At 71.3% G+C, this 18273-nt stretch carries 12 protein-coding genes and 1 pseudogene; 6 read left to right on the top strand and 7 right to left on the bottom strand.

What is annotated here, in order from left to right; genetic code table 11:
• Positions 1-211 precede the first annotated feature (211 nt).
• A complete protein-coding gene (locus OHT01_RS13195; protein WP_328553334.1) occupies positions 212-829 on the bottom strand; it encodes a TetR/AcrR family transcriptional regulator in 618 nt (205 codons plus the stop codon).
• A gap of 204 nt (positions 830-1033) precedes the next feature.
• On the opposite strand from OHT01_RS13195, the pseudogene OHT01_RS13190 reads away from it, so the two are divergent.
• Together OHT01_RS13190 and OHT01_RS13185 are read left to right on the top strand one after the other, a co-directional pair.
• Positions 1034-2689, top strand: a pseudogene (locus OHT01_RS13190) (MFS transporter); the annotation flags it as partial.
• A 371-nt stretch (positions 2690-3060) separates the two neighbouring features.
• Entirely contained in the window at positions 3061-3825 is a 765-nt protein-coding gene (locus OHT01_RS13185; RefSeq protein WP_328553332.1) for a DUF2127 domain-containing protein, read from the top strand.
• Between the two features lie 19 nt (positions 3826-3844).
• On the opposite strand, the gene OHT01_RS13180 is transcribed toward OHT01_RS13185, so the two are convergent.
• A complete protein-coding gene (locus OHT01_RS13180) occupies positions 3845-4753 on the bottom strand; it encodes an aldo/keto reductase (protein WP_328553331.1) in 909 nt (302 codons plus the stop codon).
• A 1-nt stretch (position 4754) separates the two neighbouring features.
• A complete protein-coding gene (locus OHT01_RS13175) occupies positions 4755-5657 on the bottom strand; it encodes an NAD-dependent epimerase/dehydratase family protein (protein WP_328553330.1) in 903 nt (300 codons plus the stop codon).
• A gap of 162 nt (positions 5658-5819) precedes the next feature.
• Between OHT01_RS13175 and OHT01_RS13170 the strand changes: the two genes are divergently transcribed.
• From OHT01_RS13170 to OHT01_RS13155, 4 genes are all read left to right on the top strand, one after another.
• On the top strand, positions 5820-6341 hold the full coding sequence (locus OHT01_RS13170) for an Lrp/AsnC family transcriptional regulator (protein WP_328553329.1): 522 nt from the start codon (positions 5820-5822) through the stop codon (positions 6339-6341).
• An 82-nt stretch (positions 6342-6423) separates the two neighbouring features.
• Positions 6424-6852 carry a MerR family transcriptional regulator gene (locus OHT01_RS13165; protein WP_328553328.1) on the top strand — a complete coding sequence of 143 codons (429 nt, stop codon included), beginning with the start codon at positions 6424-6426 and terminating at the stop codon, positions 6850-6852.
• Positions 6849-7181, top strand: coding sequence for a thioredoxin family protein (locus OHT01_RS13160; RefSeq protein WP_328553327.1), 333 nt, complete (start codon positions 6849-6851; stop codon positions 7179-7181). Before OHT01_RS13165 ends, OHT01_RS13160 begins: the two co-directional genes overlap by 4 nt.
• A gap of 191 nt (positions 7182-7372) precedes the next feature.
• Entirely contained in the window at positions 7373-9649 is a 2277-nt protein-coding gene (locus OHT01_RS13155; protein ID WP_328558105.1) for a HelD family protein, read from the top strand.
• Positions 9650-9736: 87 nt separating this feature from the next.
• Here OHT01_RS13155 and glgB read toward each other — a convergent pair whose 3' ends face one another.
• From glgB to OHT01_RS13135, 4 genes are all read right to left on the bottom strand, one after another.
• Entirely contained in the window at positions 9737-12373 is a 2637-nt protein-coding gene (gene glgB, locus OHT01_RS13150; RefSeq protein WP_405918427.1) for a 1,4-alpha-glucan branching enzyme, read from the bottom strand.
• Positions 12370-13791 carry a maltokinase N-terminal cap-like domain-containing protein gene (locus OHT01_RS13145; RefSeq protein ID WP_328553325.1) on the bottom strand — a complete coding sequence of 474 codons (1422 nt, stop codon included), beginning with the start codon at positions 13789-13791 and terminating at the stop codon, positions 12370-12372. The genes glgB and OHT01_RS13145 overlap by 4 nt, the downstream gene beginning before the upstream one ends.
• A 106-nt stretch (positions 13792-13897) precedes the next feature.
• Positions 13898-15619 (bottom strand): maltose alpha-D-glucosyltransferase, encoded by a 1722-nt coding sequence (gene treS, locus OHT01_RS13140; RefSeq protein ID WP_328553324.1) that lies wholly within the window; start codon positions 15617-15619, stop codon positions 13898-13900.
• Entirely contained in the window at positions 15616-18258 is a 2643-nt protein-coding gene (locus OHT01_RS13135) for a DUF3416 domain-containing alpha-glycosidase (protein WP_328553323.1), read from the bottom strand. Before OHT01_RS13135 ends, treS begins: the two co-directional genes overlap by 4 nt.
• Between the last annotated feature and the right edge of the window lie 15 nt (positions 18259-18273).

Raw genomic sequence — 18273 nt, 5'->3', positions numbered from 1 at the left:
TCCGGCTCCGCGCGGGTGGGCGGGTGCGGGCGGCCCGGATGTCCCGCCCGTCGGGACGGGGCGGCTCGGGGGCGCACGGCCCCGGGACGCCCACCCCCCCAGACGCCGGGCGGCCGGGCATCCCCCACGGGTCCGGCCGCCCGGGTGCGCACCGCCGAAGGCGGCCGAGTCCTCGCGGGCCCTGACACCCGCGAGGACTCAGCCGCTCAGTTCAGCCGCTCAGCTCGGCCACGAGTTCGGTGGCGCGCGAGGCGGGTACGCCCGCCGCGGTCAGCATGGTGACCGTGGCGGAGCTGCCCGCCTCCTCCGCTGCCAGGAGGCCGTCGTTCACCGCCTCCATGAGGGCGAACAGGGTCTGCTCGTGCACGTAGGCCAGTGCGTACGGGGGGAGTGGTGACGCGAACACGCCCTGCTCCAGGCCGCGTCGGAGGATCTCGGCGCATGCCTCGCGGACCGGGGTGAGGCGCTCGCGGATGCCCTGCATGGTGACGCTGCGCTGGGCGAGGGCGACCAGCAGGCGGTAGCGGTCGGCGATCTCCCAGACGGCGAGCGTCGAGCGGGCCAGCGACTCGGCCGGGTCCGCGACCCCTTCGCGGCCCGCCGCGTGCGCCGCGGCGACCGCCGCCACGGCCTCGTCGGTCAGGGTGCCGACCAGCGCCTCGCGGCTGGGGAAATGCCCGTACACCGTGCGCCGTACGACCCCCGCGGCCCGGGCGATCTGGTCCATGGACGCGTCGGGGTCACGCAGCAGTTCGGCGAGCGCGACATCGAGGATGCGGCGGCGGTTCACATCGGCGCGGCTCGGGTTACCCGTGGTCATGGCTGCCATTCTGCCCGTCCCCCGGGCGCCCCCCTGTCTCGCGGTCACCGGTCCCCACCCCCTTCATTTGCACAGGGCTGTGCAATCTCGTAGATTGCACAGCGTTGTGTAATTGCACTCCATTGTGCAAGTCCCGCTGTTCGCGTCCCACGGCGCGAGTCCCGGTGCGGACGGATCTCCGCACCCGTCGACGAAGGAAGGGCGACCGTAGCCATGCGTCTCGTCATGAACGAACCGGTCGAGAGGATGGACCGGCCCTACGCCCGGCGGTGGTGGGCGCTGCTGGTGCTCTGTCTGAGCCTGCTGATCATCGTGATGGCGAACACCGCCCTCACCGTCGCCGCTCCCGACATGACACGGGACCTCGGCCTGTCCAGCGCCGACCTGCAATGGGTCATCGACGGCTACACCGTCCCGTACGCCGCCCTGATGCTGCTGCTCGGTGCCATCGGGGACAAGTACAGCCGGCGCGGCGCGCTCATCCTGGGGCTTGTCGTCTTCGGCGGCGGCGCGGTCGCCGGTTCGCTCGTCGGCAGTGCCACCGGGGTCATCGCGGCCCGCGCCGTCATGGGGGTCGGTGCCGCGCTGATCATGCCCGCCACGCTCTCGCTGCTCGCGGCGACCTTCCCGCGCGCCGAGCGGGCCAAGGCGATCGTCCTGTGGACCGCGACCGCCGGACTCGCCATCGCCGCCGGGCCGCTGGTCGCGGGCGCCCTCCTGGAGCACCACGGCTGGTCGTCCACGTTCCTGATCAACGTGCCGATCGCCGTTCTCGCCGTCATCGGCGCCCTCGTCCTCGTACCGCCGTCCAGGGCCGCGCACCACAACCGCATCGACTACGTCGGCGGGCTGCTCTCCGTCGTCTGGATCGGCTCACTGGTCTACATGATCATCGAGGGCCCGCACTTCGGGTGGGGCGTGAAGGCCGTGACCGCCGCGGTGGCCGCCGGGGCCGGACTGGTCCTCTTCGTCCTGTGGGAACTGCGTCATCCGCGCCCGGTCATCGACGTACGACGCTTCGCCCACCGCCGGTTCGCCGGCTCGAACCTCGCCGTCGCCCTCTTCTTCCTGGCCGTCTTCGGCGCCTTCTACTACCTGACCCAGCACCTCCAGTTCGTCCTCGGCTACGACGCGCTGGACACCGGCGTGCGGATGCTGCCGCTCGCGGGTGCCGTCTTCGTGGGCTCGGCGCTCACCGGTTACCTCACTCCGCGCGTCGGCATGAAGATCACGGTCACCGCGGGCATGGTCGGCGGCACGGTGGCGCTGGCGCTGCTCACCCGGGTGGACGCCTCCTCGGGGTACGGCGACCTCGTCCTGCCCCTCGTCATGCTCGGCCTGGCCATCGGGCTGGCCCTCTCACCCTGCACGGACGCCATCATGGGCGCGTTCCCCGAGGCCGAACTGGGCGTCGGAGGGGCGGTCAACGACACCTCGCTGGAACTCGGCGGCTCGCTCGGCATCGCCATCCTCGGCTCGGTGCTGGCGGGTTCGTACTCCTCGCACCTCGCGGACGCGACCGCGGGCAGCGGGCTCCCGGCGGGCGCCCTGACCACGGCGCAGGACTCCGTGGGCGCCGGATACGCCGTCGCCCAGGGCATCGGCGACAAGGCCCACGCGCTCGGCGAACAGGCCGCGCGGACGGCGGACGCCACGCAGGCGGCCCAGTTGAAGGCGCAGGCCGGCCAACTCGCCGACGGTGCACGGCAGATGACGGACGCGGTCGGCTCGTCCTTCTCGCACGCGGTGGCGCACACCAGCCTCGTCGGAGCCGTGATCCTCGGCGTGGGCACGGTACTGGTGGCGGTATTGCTGCCGCGCAAGGCACGGACGGAGGCCCAAGTGGGCGCCGACACCGAGACAGAGACAGAGACAGAGACAGAGACAGAGACAGAGACAGAGACAGAGACCGAGACCGAGGCCGGAACCGTGTCCGGCACCGATGTCGGCACCGAGGCCGATGGCGATGCTGTTGGCGGGGCTGGGGCCGAGGCCGAGACCGAGGCCGACGCCGGGACCCCGGCCGGTGCCGCGGTCCAGGCCGGGACCCCGGACGGTGCCGCGGTCCAGGCCGGGACCCCGGACGAGGTCGAGAAGCGGGTCGGGGACGAGGTCGGGAGCGAGGGGGAGGCCGAGGCAGGAACCGTGACCCCCCGGGCCGCCGTCTCGTAGAACATGCACTACCGTGCCGTGCCGGACCGACCGGCGCGGTACGGCACGTTCTGCGGAGGACACCGAGCATGAAGATCGACTGGGACCGGCGTACGTGTGCGCGCAAGGGGCACGTCACCTACGCGCCGGACGACCCGCGCCTGAGGGTGCGGCTGCACGCCGAGACCGCCCTCGGCGAGGTCTGGCGCTGCCTGCGCTGCGGCGACTTCGCGCTCGGCGCCCCGCACGGCTCGGGTCCCGCGGCCGAGGCGCCGCTCGTGCCGCGCGGCAAGGTGCTCCGCGATCTGTTCATCCTGCGCTTCCTGGCGATCGAGCGGGCCGTGCGCGGGGTGTTCATCGTGCTGGTCGCGGCCGCCGTCTGGAAGTTCAGCAACAGCCAGTACGCGGTGCGCCGGCTCTTCGACGAATACCTCGACGTCCTCAGGCCGGTCTTCCGGCACTTCCACTACGACCTCGACCACTCGCCCGTGGTCGGCACCATCCAGAAGACCTTCGGCTACAAGCACTCCACACTGCTGCTCGTCGCGGTCCTGCTGCTGGCGTACGCGCTGATCGAGCTCGTCGAGGCGGTCGGTCTCTGGTACGCCAAGCGCTGGGCGGAGTACCTCACGGTCGTCGCCACCGCCGCGTTCCTCCCGCTGGAGATCTACGAACTCACCGAACACATCAGCGGGTTGAAGATCGCGACGCTGGTCCTGAACATCCTGGCCGTCCTCTACATCGCCCTCGCCAAAAGGCTGTTCGGCCTGCGCGGCGGGCACAAGGCGTTCGAGGCGGAGCGGCAGAGCGCCTCGCTGCTGGAGGTGGAGGAGTCGGCCGGGGTCATGGTCTGATCCCGGGCTCGTGCCCGGCTCACGGCCGGGGAGCCGTCGCCAGTTCCAGCCGGGCCAGGTCCGCCGTGCTCAGGACCAGGTCCGCGGCCCCCGCCGAGTCCCGGGCCGTCTCCGGGCGGCTCGCGCCCGGGATCGGGATCACTGTGGGCGAGCGGTCCGACAGCCAGGCGAGACAGACCTGTTGAGGGCTCACGCCGTGTTCCCGGGCCACCGCGTGGAACGCCCCGAACCCCTCCCGGGAGCCGTCCGGGGAACCGCTGCCGGACGGGCCGTCCAGGGAACTCCGGGAGATGCCGCCCAGCGGGCTCCACGGCAGGAAGGCGAGCCCCAGCCCGGCGCAGAGGAGCAGTTCGGGCTCGCTGTCCCGGACCGCGGGGGAGTACTGGTTCTGGACGGAGACCAGCCGGTCGCCGAGGATCGCGTGGGCCCGGCGGATCTGGTCGGCGGTGGTGTTGGAGATGCCGGCCAGCCGGATCGTGCCCGCGTCCAGAAGGTCGCGCAGGGCGCCGACCGAGTCCTCGAAGGGGACGGCGCGGTCGGGCTTGTGGAGCTGGTAGAGGCCGATCGCCTCCACGTCCAGCCGTTTCAGGGAGGCCTCGGCCGCCGCCTTGAGGTGACGCGGGGAGCCGTTCACCGTCCAGGTGCCGTCGGCGGGTCTGCCCCGCCCGCCCTTGGTGGTCACCAGGACGTCCGCGGTGTCGCCGCCGTACGTCGCCAGGGCGCGGGCCACGAGTCGTTCGTTGTGGCCCGGTTCGCCGCCGGGCAGGTGATACGAGTCCGCCGTGTCGAGGAGGGTGACGCCCGCGTCGAGGGCGGCGTGCACCGTGGCCAGGGCCCGCGCCTCGTCCGGCCGGCCCTCGATGGACAGCGGCATCGCGCCGAGCCCGACGGCGCTGACCTGAAGACCGCCAAGTGTCCTGTACCGCATGTCAGCCGACCTCTCCGAGGGTCTCGGCCACGGCTCGCGGCAGCCATGACCGCGCGTCGCCGAAGGGGAAACCGAGCCGGGTGGCCCGGGAGTTGTCCATGGCGTAGGAACGGCCGAAGGAGAAGGGGGAGACCTCGCCCACCTCGACGGCCCTCAGGACCGCCCTTCCGTCCGGGAGGTGAGCGGTGATCGCCTCGCACAACTCCCTTGTGGTCAGCGGCCCGTGGGAGGCCGCGTTGACCGGGCCGGTGAACTCCTCGCCGACCGTCCAGAACAGGAAGTCGGCGATCTCCTCGACGTGGATGTAGGTCGCCGGGTGGTTCACGGGCGGCACGGCGATCGTCTCGCCGGTACGGATACGGTCGGCGTAGTGCTCCAGCCGGCCGGTGAAGTCGTCGTCCCCGCCCAGCACATGGGCGACGCGCACGGCCACGTACGGGAAGCCGGGGCCGGCCGCGAACACCGCCTCGGCCTGCCGCTTGCCCTCGCCGTAGTGCGTGTCGAGGAAGCCGGCGTCGTCCCAGGGGAGGCCGAGATCGACGGCGACGGTACGCGGATCCACGGCCCCCTCGCCGACCGGGTCCGCCGTGTCCTCGTACTCGTACACCTCGACGGTGGAGGTCATGACGTACCGGCGCGTGCGTCCCGCGAAGACCCGGCGGGCGATCTCCGCCTGCCGCGGTGTGTAGCAGACCTGGTCGACGACGACGTCGAAAGTCCGCGAACCCAGCGCCTTTTCCAGGGAGTTCTCGTCATCGCGGTCGGCGATCAGATGAATCGCCCCGGCGGGCGGCGCCGACGAGCCGCGATTGATGACGGTGACCCGGTCTCCCGCGGCCGTCAGCCGGGTTATGAGACGCTTTCCGAAATACCGGTTTCCGCCGATGACGCAGATCTCCCGCATGTCGTCCTCCTCTGTTTCCCCGCACCAGTGGCCTGTGCGTGCACGCACTCGGGCACCCGAATCCCGGGCAGCCGTCACCGGTCACCGTCACCGGTCGTTCGCGGTGCCGCGGCCCGTGGTCATAATTCTCCCGTCGCAAAGGTCAGGCCCGAAGGGGGAGACATGGGAGATCCGGTTGTCGTACCGAAAGAAACACGGCATCCGCGCCCTGTGTCCGGCGAAACGTCGGCGGGCTTCGACACGCTGGACCGGCAGATCCTGGAACTGCTCCAGAGCGAGGGCCGTATCAAGCTCAGCGAGCTGGGCCGCCGGGTCCGGCTGAGCCCGGCCGCGGTCGCGGAACGGATGCGCCGGCTGGAGGCGACGGGCGCGATCACCGGCTACGGCGCCCGGGTGTCCGCGTCCCGTCTGGGCTACGGCATCCAGGCCTTCATCCGGGTCGATCCGCACGGCGGGTACACCCTCAAGCACCCGCGGACCCTGGAGCTGCTGGCCCGTCCCGAGGTCACCGAGGTGCACCACGTCGTCGGCGAGGACTGCTGGATCCTCAAGGTCGCCGTGGAGGACACGATCCATCTGGAGGACGTCCTGGAACAGACCTCCGCGCTGGGGCGGACGACGACCTCGATCGTGCTGTCGTCCCCCGTCGACCGCAAGCCCCTGCTGCCGCGCACCTCACGCTGAGCCCCGTCCACCCGCGCGGACCCGCGCCGAGGCGCCCGCCGTCCCTTGCCTTGACGTCGGCGTCAAGGATTACCGTCATGGCATGCGAATCGGCGAGCTGGCCGCGCGGGCCGGGACGACCACGCGGACTCTGCGCTACTACGAGTCCCGCGGGCTGCTGCCCGCGCGGCGGGGCGGGAACGGGTACCGGACGTACGACGAGGACGACCTGCGGCTGCTCCGGCAGATCAGGACGCTGCAGGACTTCGGGTTCGACCTGGAGGAGACGCGGCCCTTCGTGGAGTGTCTGCGGGCCGGGCATCCCGAGGGCGACTCGTGCCCGGCGTCCCTGGAGGTCTACCGGCGCAAGCTCGGCGAGCTCGACGGGCTGATCGACGAGCTGCGGACGGTGCGCGCGCAGGTGGGCGAGCAACTGGCGCGGGCGGAACGGGCGCGCGACGAGCTGGCGGCCGACGCGGAGGTTCCGGGCGGTCCGGAACCCGTGTGTGAACTGGGAGGGCGGACGCGATGATCAGGGCGGCAGGCGTGGCCGAGGTGACGGACGCGGACTTCCGGACGGAGGTGATCGGGTCGGATCTGCCCGTGCTGGTGGAGTTCACGGCCGACTGGTGTCCGCCGTGCCGGCAGATGGGACCGGTGCTCAGCGAGCTGGCCTTCGAGGAGGGCGACCGGTTCAAGGTGGTCCAGCTCGACGTGGACACCAATCCGGAGACGACGTTGGCGTACGGCGTGCTGTCGATGCCGACGTTCATGGTCTTCCGGGGTGGTGAGCCCGTGAAGTCGATGGTCGGCGCCCGGGCGAAGCGCCGGCTGCTCCAGGAGCTGTCCGACGTGATCTGATCGCACCCGGCAGACGACCCGGCAGACAAAAAATCCCCTGGGCAATTGCGCCCGGGGGATTTCGCTGCGTATATTCGATGATTCGCGACTTCGAAGTGAGAAGTCGCGAAGAAGTTCAGTAGGCGCAGTATATCTGGGTGGGAGCGGAATTGTCAAACAAGGGATCGCAGACAGAATTCCCCGATGATGAACTGCGAAGCGAGCAGGAATTCATCGACGGGTTGTACGCGCGTGTGGACGCCTTGCGCGGGTTCACGGAAGCCTCCGTCGAGGACGCGCTCGCCCAGGGCAACACGCCCATGCAGGCCCGGCTCGAAAGGGATGTCCTGGTCGCCGAACGATCGGGGCTGCTGGCGGCGCTGAACGCCGTGGACGGTTCGCTCTGCTTCGGCCGCATCGACCTGACCCCTGTGGAGTCCGCAGGGGGAGCAGGGGAAGAGGAGCCCTCCGCGGGCGTCAGCCACCACATCGGCCGGATCGGCATCCGCGCCGACGACATCGAGCGCACTCCGATCCTCGTCGACTGGCGGGCCCCGGTCGCCCGTCCCTTCTACCTGGCCACCGGTCACACCCCGATGGGCCTGCGCCGCCGCCGGCACATCGGCACCGAGGGCCGGCACGTCACCGACCTGCACGACGAGATCCTCGACCTCGGCGACCGCGTACGCACCGGCCACGAGGACCCGACCGGCGACGCCGTGCTCCTCGCCGCGCTCAACTCGGCCCGCACCGGCCGGATGAGCGACATCGTGCAGACCATCCAGGCCGAACAGGACCGGATCATCCGCGCGCCGCACCGGGGCATCATGGTCGTCGAGGGCGGCCCCGGCACCGGCAAGACGGCCGTCGCCCTGCACCGCGCCGCGTACCTGCTGTACGAACACCGCGAGCTGCTCGCCAAGCGGGCCGTCCTGATCGTCGGCCCGAACCCGGCCTTCCTCGGCTACATCGGCGAGGTGCTGCCCTCGCTCGGCGAGACCGGCGTACTCCTGTCGACCGTGGGCGAACTCTTCCCCGGAGTCCACGCCACAGCCGTCGACACCCCCGAGGCGGCCGCCGTGAAGGGCCGCGCCGAGATGGCCGACGTCCTCGCCGGGGTCGTCCGGGACCGCCAGGCCCTCCCCGACCCGGTCATCGCGATCGAGCACGACCGGGACGTCCTGATGCTCGACGCGGGTCTGGTCCAGGTGGCCCGGGAGCGCACCCGCGCGGCCGACCTGCCCCACAACGTGGCCCGCGAGCACTTCGAGGGCCACATCCTCAACTCGCTCACCGACATGCTGGCCGAGCGCATCGGTACGGACCCCTTCGACGGCTCCAACCTCCTCGACCCGAGCGACATCACCCAGATCCGCGACGAACTCGCCGAGAACCCCGAAGTCTGGGCGGCCGTCGATCAGTTGTGGCCGAGGCTGACCCCGCGCCGACTGGTCGCCGACTTCCTGGCCGACCCGTACGGCCATGTCCGTGACGAGGACGCGGCGGCGATCCACCGCCCGCTGACCGGTCCCGCCGACTGGACCGCCGCGGACGTCCCGCTGCTGGACGAGGCGGCCGAACTCCTCGGCGAGGACGACCGGGTCGCCCGGGCGCAGGCCGACCAGGAGCGCCGTACCCAGGTCGCCTACGCGCAGGGCGTGCTGGACGTCTCCTACGCCTCGCGGACCTACGAGTTCGACGACAAGGACGAGGAGGACTCCGAGATCCTGTCGGCGCACAACATCATCGACGCCGAGCGGATGGCCGAACGGCACGAGGAGGACGACCACCGCAGCGCGGCGGAACGCGCCGCCGCCGACCGGACCTGGGCCTTCGGCCACATCATCGTCGACGAGGCGCAGGAGTTGTCGCCCATGGCGTGGCGGCTGCTGATGCGGCGCAGCCCCACCCGGTCGATGACGCTCGTCGGCGACCCCGCGCAGACGGCGGAGGCGGCGGGGGTCGGCTCGTGGGAGGAGATCCTCTCCCCGTACGTCGACGACCGCTGGGAGCACACGCGGCTCGGCGTCAACTACCGCACCCCGTCCGAGATCATGGACGTCGCCGCCGGTGTGGTGCGGGCCGAGCGCCCCGGGTTCGAGCCGCCGCGCTCCGTCCGTTCCACGGGAATACGGCCCTGGGCCCGGGACGCCGGGGACGATCTGCCCGGCGCGGTCGCCAAGGCCGTCGCCGAGCTGACCCCGGCCGAGGGGCGGCTCGCGGTGATCGCGCCGCGTGCCCTGCACGCCGCGCTCGCCGGCCGGCTGGACGGGGTGACGGTGGGGCAGGAGCCGGACCTGACCCGCGCGGTGGTGCTCCTCGACCCCCGGCAGGCCAAGGGGCTGGAGTTCGACTCCGTACTGGTGGTGGAGCCCGCGTCGTACGGGACGAGCGACCTGTACGTGGCGCTGACCCGGGCCACCCAGACCCTGGGCGTCCTGCACACCGGGGAACTGCCCGCGTCGCTGAGGGGCACCGGCCTGGAGTGACGCGACGCCGGGGGCCCGCCCCTCCATGACCTCGGCCGTCCCCGCCCGCCAAGCCGGCGGGGACGGCCGAGGAGTACGGCACACGCCCTAGGCGGGCCGCAGCCACACCGTCGCGAGGGGCGGCAGCGTGAGCTGGATGCTGGCCGGACGGCCGTGCCAGCCCTGGGGTTCCGGTTTGACGGGGTCCGGGTTGGTGACGTCGCTTCCGCCGTAGCGAAGGGCGTCGGTGTTGAGGACCTCGTGCCAGGCGGGGATGTCCTCGGGGACGCCGAGGCGGTAGCCGTGCCGGACGGCGGGGGAGAAGTGGGAGACGGCGAGCAGCGGAGTGCCGTCGGCGGCGTGGCGCAGGAACGCGAACACGTTGTCGTCGGCGGAGTCCCCGGTGATCCAGGTGAAGCCGGAGGGATCGGTGTCGCGCTCCCACAGCGCCGGCTGCTGCCGGTAGGCGGTGTTGAGGTCGCGGACCAGGTCGCGGACGCCGCGGTGGTCGGGTTCGGCGCCGTACGCGGGGTCGAGGAGCCACCAGTCGGGGCCGTGGGCTTCGGACCACTCGGCGCCCTGGGCGAACTCCTGCCCCATGAAGAGGAGCTGTTTGCCCGGGTGGGCCCACATGAAGGCGAGATAGGCGCGCAGGTTGGCGCGCTGCTGCCACCAGTCGCCGGGCATCTTGGAGACGAGTGAGCGTTTGCCGTGCACGACCTCGTCGTGGGAGATCGGCAGGACGTAGTTCTCGCTGTACGCGTACACCATCGAGAAGGTCATCTCGTCGTGGTGGTACTTGCGGTGGACCGGCTCGTGGGACATGTAGTCCAGCGAGTCGTGCATCCAGCCCATGTTCCACTTCAGCCCGAACCCCAGGCCGCCGAAGCCTCCGGGGCCGATGTGGTGGGTGGCCCGGGTGACGCCGTCCCAGGCGGTGGACTCCTCGGCGATGGTGACGACGCCGGGGTTGCGGCGGTAGACGGTGGCGTTCATCTCCTGAAGGAAGGCGACGGCGTCGAGGTTCTCCCGGCCGCCGTGTTCGTTGGGGGTCCACCGGCCGGGTTCGCGGGAGTAGTCGAGGTAGAGCATGGAGGCGACGGCGTCGACGCGCAGGCCGTCGACGTGGAACTCCTCGCACCAGTAGGTGGCGTTGGCGACGAGGAAGTTGCGGACCTCGCGGCGGCCGTAGTCGAACTCCAGGGTGCCCCAGTCGGGGTGGTCGGCGCGGAGCGGGTCGGCGTGTTCGTAGAGCGGGCGTCCGTCGAATTCGGCCAGTGCCCAGTCGTCGCGGGGGAAGTGGGCGGGGACCCAGTCCATGAGGACGCCGATGCCGGCCCGGTGCAGGGCGTCGACGAGGTGCTTGAAGTCGTCGGGGGTGCCCAGGCGGGCGGTGGGGGCGTAGAACCCGGTGACCTGATAGCCCCACGAGCCGCCGAAGGGGTGCTCGGCGACGGGCATCAGCTCGACATGGGTGAAGCCGAGGTCCGAGACGTAGGCCGGGAGCTGGTCGGCCAGTTGACGGTAGGTCAGACCCGGTCGCCAGGACGGCAGATGTATCTCGTAGACGGAGAACGGCGCCTCGTGAGCGGGCCTGGCGGCCCGTCGGGCCATCCATTCCGCGTCCTGCCACACATGGTGGGACGCGTGGACGATCGAGGACGTGTGGGGCGGGGCCTCGGTTCGGCGGGCCATCGGGTCCGCGCGCAGGGTGCGGGAACCGTCGGGGCGCGTGATGTCGAACTTGTAGAGCTCGCCCTCGCCCGTGCCCGGCACGAACAGCTCCCACACTCCGGACGAGCCGAGCGAGCGCATCGGATACCCGGTGCCGTCCCAGAAGTTGAAGCCGCCGGCCAGCCGGACACCGAGCGCGTTCGGCGCCCACACGGTGAAGCGGGTTCCGGCGACGCCCTGTCGCTCCATCGGTTCGGCGCCGAGTGCCCGCCACAGTTCCTCGTGCCGGCCCTCGCCGAGCAGATGCAGGTCCAGCTCGCCGAGCGTCGGCAGGAACCGGTACGGATCCTCGGTCTCCAGCACCGACCCCTCGTAGGCCACGAGCAGCCGGTACGCGTCAGGGACCGCGCGCAGCGGCAGCGCCCCGGAGAAGAAACCGTCCCCGTCGTCGCGCAGTTCGGCGCGCAGGTCGCCGGTGACGACGGTGACCCCGAGCGCGTACGGGCGGAAGACCCGGAAGGCGACACCGTCCGGTATCGGATGGGCGCCCAGCACCCCGTGCGGATCGTGGTGCGTACCGTCGAGCAGTCGCCGCCGGTCCTCCGGGCCGACACCGGCGAATCCGGGACGGGTCGCGGCGGGTCCGGGCCCGATCTCGTCCGCCGTGGGTTCCGGGATCTTCGCCACGGCTGTCGCGCCCTTTCTCGGAAGCTTCCCCACGGCCTGCGTGGCGGCGCTCCCGGCGGTCCGCTGGGCGGAGACGGTCGTCCTGGACGGTGCGGACGTCCCGGTCACGGACGGCTTCCCGGTGACCGCGTCCTTCTTCGAGCCGGCCTTCCTGCCGGCGGCGGACCTCCTGCCCGCCGGTTTCCCCTCGGCCGCTCTCCTGGCCGCCTTCTTGACCTCTGCCTTCTTGGCCTCCGTGTTCTTGGCCGGCCTCTCGGTGGTGTCGTTCTCGGCGGCGGCCGGTTTCTTCGCGCCGTTCTTCTTCGGACTCTCATCGGACGGGGGGCGGGGCGTCACGGGCGGGGCCTCCTCGGGAGGGTGAGCTGGGGAAAGCGGGGGGATCAGAGGGGCGCGGCCAGCCGCCGTACCGCCGCCATCGGAACCGGCAGCCAGTCCGGGCGGTGCCGGGCCTCGTACACGACCTCGTACACCGCCTTGTCCGTCTCGAAAGCGCGCAGCAGGACGGGGTCCATGCGCGGGTCGAGGCCGCTGACCTCGGCGTATCCGGTGCAGTAGGCGGCCCGGCAGGCGTCGGCCCAGCCGGATGCCAGAGGCGTCCCCGAGGCGCCGGGGGCCTGCGGGACGGAGTGGGCCGCGTAGTCGAAGGAGCGGAGCATGCCCGCGATGTCGCGTGCCGGGGGCTGCGGCATACGGCGCTCGGCGAGCGGTTTCGACGGCTCGCCCTCGAAGTCGATGAGCGACCACTCCCCGTCGGGGGAGCGCAGGCACTGGCCGAGATGAAGATCGCCGTGGATGCGCTGAGCCGTCCAGGTGTGGCCCTCGGCGGACAGATCGGCCAGTGCCTCGAACGCGGTCCGCAGACCGGGCGCGTGGGGCCGGAGCGCGGGCACCGCCTGCGCGGCGGCGTCCAGTCGCTCGGTCATGGCGTCGATGAGCGGCCGCATCCGCGTGTGGCCGAGGGTGACCGTGGGCAGCGACCGGGCGAGCGCGGTGTGCACCTCGGCGGTGGCCCGGCCCAGCGCCCGCGCCTCGGCGGTGAAGTCCTCGCCCTTGGCCAGTTCCCGCAGCGCCAGTTCCCAGCCGTCGGCCGCGCCCTGCACGAACGGCTGGAGCACGCCGAGCACGTACGTCTCCGCGTCGAGGTCGGCGAGCATCCAGGCCGCGGGCGCCGGGACCCGCGCGCAGCCCTCCCGGGCCAGCACCAGCGGCAGTTCCAGATCCGGGTTGACCCCGGGAACGATCCGGCGAAGCACCTTCAGGATGAACGTATCTCCGTAGACGATCGACGAGTTGGACTGCTCCGCCGTCACCAGGCGGGGCACCAGGTCCTTTCGTATCTCCTGGCGCCCGTCGCGCTCGAAACGCAGGTCACCGATACGGGCTCCGGTGCGCAGGGCTTCCAGGAGGACACCGGCGGGGCGCGGGTCGTGCAGCGCCTCGTACACCGTGCGGCCGGCCAGCGGTCCCTCCTCCAGATGGCCGATCAGGGCCGGCGCGAGCCGTGGCGGCAGCGCCTCGCGCACCCCGATCAGTAACTGGTAGCAGTCCCCGGGATGCGAGGTGGCGCCCTGCGCGGGAGTGCGCGGCTGATGGGCGCGTACGAGCAACTGGATCAGGCCCAACCGGTCCCCGAGCGGCAGCAGTTCCACCGCGGCCACCAGGGAGAACCCGGTCACCGGACGCCCTTTGCCCGCGAACCAGCGTTGCCGGGGCAGCCATTCCCGCAGCAGCGGATCGAGCGACGCGAGCAACTCGGGGCGGGCGACCGGGGCCGGGGCAGAGTGGGTTACGGCTTCCGACATGGCGTCGCGTCCTTTCCCCAGTGACCCGGGGGCCCCGGATACCGGGCGAGGTGTGAGTCATGCGTTCCCAGGGCGGGGCGGGAGAAACCGCCCCGCCACCCGGGTTCTAGGCGGCGTCCTTCCGGAGCCGGAACCAGTAGAAGCCGTGACCCGCGAGGGTCAGCAAGTACGGCAGTTCGCCGATGGCCGGGAATCGCACGCCGCCGATCAGCTCGACGGGGTGTCTGCCGTTGAACTCGCGCAGGTCGAGTTCGGTGGGCTGGGCGAAGCGGGAGAAGTTGTGCACGCACAGCACGAGGTCGTCGTCCCCCTCGCCCTCGGTCGACGGCGCTTCGCGCAGGAAGGCGAGGACGGCGGGGTTGGAGGAGGGGAGTTCGGTGTAGGAGCCGAGTCCGAAGGCCTTGTTCTGTTTGCGGATCTCGATCATGCGGCGGGTCCAGTGGAGCAGCGAGGACGGTGACGACATCGATGCTTCGACGTTGGTGACCTGGTAGCCGTAGACGGGGTCCATGATCGTGGGGAGGAAGAGGCGGCCGGGGTCGCTGGAGGAGAATCCGGCGTTGCGGTCGGGGGTCCACTGCATGGGGGTGCGGACGGCGTCGCGGTCGCCGAGCCAGATGTTGTCGCCCATGCCGATCTCGTCGCCGTAGTAGAGGATCGGCGAGCCGGGGAGGGAGAGCAGCAGGGCGGTGAAGAGTTCGATCTGGTTGCGGTCGTTGTCGAGGAGGGGGGCGAGGCGGCGGCGGATGCCGATGTTGGCGCGCATGCGGGGGTCTTTGGCGTATTCCGCGTACATGTAGTCGCGTTCTTCGTCGGTGACCATTTCGAGGGTGAGCTCGTCGTGGTTGCGCAGGAAGATGCCCCACTGGCAGCTGGACGGGATCGCGGGGGTCTTGGCGAGGATCTCCGAGACGGGGTAGCGGGACTCGCGGCGGACGGCCATGAAGATGCGGGGCATGACGGGGAAGTGGAACGCCATGTGGCATTCGTCGCCGCCGGAGGGGAAGTCGCCGAAGTAGTCGACGACGTCCTCGGGCCACTGGTTCGCCTCGGCCAGCAGCACCGTGTCCGGATAGTGCGTGTCGATCTCCTTGCGGACCCGCTTGAGGAACTCGTGCGTCGCCGGAAGGTTCTCGCAGTTGGTGCCCTCGACCTGGTACAGATACGGCACCGCGTCCAGCCGGAAGCCGTCGATCCCCAGGTCCAGCCAGAACCGCAGCGCGGAGATGATCTCCTCCTGCACCGTCGGGTTCTCGTAGTTGAGGTCGGGCTGGTGGGAGAAGAAGCGGTGCCAGTAGTACTGCTTGCGGACGGGGTCGAAGGTCCAGTTGGAGGCTTCGGTGTCGACGAAGATGATGCGGGCGTCCTGGTACTGCTTGTCGTCGTCGGCCCAGACGTAGTAGTCGCCGTAGGGGCCGTCGGGGTTGGCGCGGGACTCCTGGAACCACGGGTGCTGGTCGCTGGTGTGGTTCATGACGAAGTCGATGATGACGCGCATGCCGCGCTGGTGGGCGGCGTCGACGAACTCGACGAAGTCGGCGAGGTCGCCGAACTCGGGGAGGACGGCGGTGTAGTCGGAGACGTCGTAGCCGCCGTCGCGGAGCGGGGACTTGAAGAACGGGGGCAGCCACAGGCAGTCGACGCCCAGCCATTGCAGGTAGTCGAGTTTCGCGGTCAGGCCCTTGAGGTCGCCGACGCCGTCGCCGTTGCTGTCCTGGAAGGAGCGGACCAGGACCTCGTAGAAGACGGCGCGTTTGAACCACTCGGGATCGCGGTCCTTGGCCGGGGTGTCCTCGAACGTATCCGGGACGGGCTCATTGACGATCATGTGGTGGGTGACCCTCCGATCAGCGGTGAGGACGGTCGCAGGACGGTGAGGATGTGCGCGGGCCGGGTTCCCGGCTCCAGGCGCACATAGTTGGTCCTGCCCCAGGTGTAGGTCTCGCCGGTGAGCTCGTCGCGCACCGGCACGGACTCGTGCCATTCCAGGCCGAGTTGCGGCATGTCCAACGAGACCGTGGCCTCCTGGGTGTGGTGGGGGTCGAGGTTGACCACCACCACGACCGTGTTCGAACCGCGCGCGTCCGTCACGGACTTGGAGTAGGCGATCACCGCCTCCTGGTCGGCGTGGTGGAAGTGCAGATCCCGCAGTTGGCGCAGTGCGGGACTGCGTCGCCTGATCGCGTTGAGCTCGCTCACCAACGGCGCGATGCTGAGGCCGTCCCGCTCCGCCGACTCCCAGTCCCGTGGGCGCAGTTGGTACTTCTCGGAGTGCAGGTACTCCTCGCCGCCCACGCGCAGCGGGACGTTCTCGCAGAGCTCGAAGCCGCTGTAGACGCCCCAGGTGGGGGAGAGGGTGGCGGCGAGGACGGCGCGCAGTTCGAAGGCGGGCCGGCCGCCCTGCTGGAGGAACTCGTGCAGGATGTCGGGGGTGTTGACGAAGAAGTTGGGCCGCAGGCAGGCGGCCGTCTCGCCGGACAGCTCGGTGAGGTACTCCGTCAGCTCCTGCTTGGTGTTGCGCCAGGTGAAGTAGGTGTACGACTGCTGGAAACCGACGGCCCCCAGGGTCCGCATCATCGCGGGGCGGGTGAAGGCCTCGGCGAGGAAGATGACGTCGGGGTCGGCGCTGTTGATCTCCGCGATCACCTGCTCCCAGAACACGACGGGTTTGGTGTGCGGGTTGTCGACGCGGAAGATCCGTACGCCGTGGTCCATCCAGAAGCGCAGCACCCGTACGGTCTCGCGGACCAGGCCCGGCATGTCCTGGTCGAAGGCGATCGGGTAGATGTCCTGGTACTTCTTCGGCGGGTTCTCCGCGTAGGCGATCGTGCCGTCCGGGCGGTGGTGGAACCACTCGGGGTGCTTCTCCACCCAGGGGTGGTCCGGGGAGCACTGGAGCGCGAAGTCGAGGGCGATCTCCAGGCCGAGGGAGGCGGCCCGGCGGACGAAGGCGTCGAAGTCCTCCAGGGTGCCCAGATCGGGGTGGACCGCGTCGTGGCCGCCCTCGGGGGAGCCGATGGCCCAGGGCACGCCGACGTCCTGGGGGCCGGCGGACAGCGTGTTGTCGGGGCCCTTGCGGAAGGTGGTGCCGATGGGGTGGATCGGCGGGAGGTAGACGACGTCGAAGCCCATCTCCGCGATGGCGGGCAGGCGTTCGGCGGCCGTACGGAACGTGCCGTGTGCCGACGGACCGAGCCCGCCGTTCTCCGAGCGGGGGAAGAACTCGTACCAGGAACCGAACAACGCCCGCTCCCGCTCCACCAGCAGCGGCAAGGGCTCGGACGACGTCACCAGCTCGCGCAGCGGATGCCGGGCCAGCACCTCGTCCACCTCGGGAGTGAGGGCGGCGGCGAGGCGGGAGGCGACCGGACGGCCGGTGTCGCGCAGCGCGCCGACGGCCCCGAGGAGCGTGTCCCTGGCGCGCTTGCCCTTGGGCCCCTTCGGCAGGGCGGCGACCGCCCGCTCGTACAGCAGGGCGCCCTCCTCCAGCACCAGTTCCGTGTCCATCCCGGCCGGGATCTTGATGCCCGCGTGGTGCCGCCAGGTGGTGACCGGGTCTCCCCAGGCCTCCACCGTGTACGTCCAGCGGCCCTCGGCGCCGGCGCTCACCCGGGCCCCCCAGCGGTCGGTGCCGGGCGCCAGTTCGCGCATCGGCGCCCAGGGTCCCGCGCGGCCGTCCGGGTCGCGCAGGACGACGTTCGCGGCGACCGCGTCATGGCCCTCGCGGAAGACCGTGGCCGAGACCTCGAACTCCTCGTCCACCACCGCCTTCGCCGGACGGCGCCCGTGCTGCACGACCGGGCGGACGTCGAGGACCGGGATGCGCCCGACGGCCGTCGCCGGCGTGACGGGGGCGACGGGGCCGTCGGGGGCGCGGGTGGCGGGGACGGCGGCCTTGACCGCCCTGGCGGCGGTTCTGCCGGTGCCAGGAGCCGCCTTGCCCGTCCTGGGAGTGGACTTGGCCGCCTTGGGGGCGGCCTTGGTCCCGCCGGGACTAGACCTCGCCGGCTTGGACTTGGGCGCGGCGCTGCGGGAAGCGGGCGCGTCCGGGGCGGAGGTGACGGGAGCGGGCGCGTCCGGGGCGGAGGTGACGGGAGCGGGCGCGTCCGGGGCCGGGGTGACGGCGACCGAGGTGCCCGTGACGGGCGTGCCGGGGACGGGCGTGCCGCCCACGGACGGACCGGCGACGGGGACGACGGGGGCGTCGGGGCCCGGGACCGCGGAGCCGCCGGTCGTGGAGCTTGCGCTCGTGGCGCCTGCGGTCGTGGAGCCTGCGGTCGTGGAGCCTGCGGTCGTGGAACGGGCGGTCGTGGAGCGCGCGGTGGAGTCGGTCGCGCCGGGGGCGGCCGGGCCGCCGACGGCGGCCGAAGGTTTCTCAGGGGTACGGGGACCGGCTTCGGCCTTGCGTGTTCTGGGTGTCTCGGGGGTGGTCGTCGTGGGTGGCGACGTGTGGTGCGTGGCGGGCATGACCGCTCCTGTCCG

Origin of the sequence: Streptomyces sp. NBC_00358 (genome assembly GCF_036099295.1) — a bacterium.
GTDB lineage: Bacteria > Actinomycetota > Actinomycetes > Streptomycetales > Streptomycetaceae > Streptomyces.
Note: the sequence above shows the minus strand (reverse complement) of the source record. Positions and strands in the feature narration are given on the sequence as shown.

What these genes read in the sequence shown, in the direction of transcription:
- OHT01_RS13160 (WP_328553327.1), top strand. Translation starts at nt 6,849, where the DNA reads ATGATCAGGGCGGCAGGCGTGGCCGAGGTGACGGACGCGGACTTCCGG.
- treS (WP_328553324.1), bottom strand. Translation starts at nt 15,619, where the DNA reads ATGATCGTCAATGAGCCCGTCCCGGATACGTTCGAGGACACCCCGGCC.
- OHT01_RS13165 (WP_328553328.1), top strand. Translation starts at nt 6,424, where the DNA reads ATGCGAATCGGCGAGCTGGCCGCGCGGGCCGGGACGACCACGCGGACT.
- OHT01_RS13185 (WP_328553332.1), top strand. Translation starts at nt 3,061, where the DNA reads ATGAAGATCGACTGGGACCGGCGTACGTGTGCGCGCAAGGGGCACGTC.
- OHT01_RS13145 (WP_328553325.1), bottom strand. Translation starts at nt 13,791, where the DNA reads ATGTCGGAAGCCGTAACCCACTCTGCCCCGGCCCCGGTCGCCCGCCCC.
- OHT01_RS13135 (WP_328553323.1), bottom strand. Translation starts at nt 18,258, where the DNA reads ATGCCCGCCACGCACCACACGTCGCCACCCACGACGACCACCCCCGAG.
- OHT01_RS13180 (WP_328553331.1), bottom strand. Translation starts at nt 4,753, where the DNA reads ATGCGGTACAGGACACTTGGCGGTCTTCAGGTCAGCGCCGTCGGGCTC.
- OHT01_RS13195 (WP_328553334.1), bottom strand. Translation starts at nt 829, where the DNA reads ATGGCAGCCATGACCACGGGTAACCCGAGCCGCGCCGATGTGAACCGC.
- OHT01_RS13175 (WP_328553330.1), bottom strand. Translation starts at nt 5,657, where the DNA reads ATGCGGGAGATCTGCGTCATCGGCGGAAACCGGTATTTCGGAAAGCGT.
- OHT01_RS13170 (WP_328553329.1), top strand. Translation starts at nt 5,820, where the DNA reads ATGGGAGATCCGGTTGTCGTACCGAAAGAAACACGGCATCCGCGCCCT.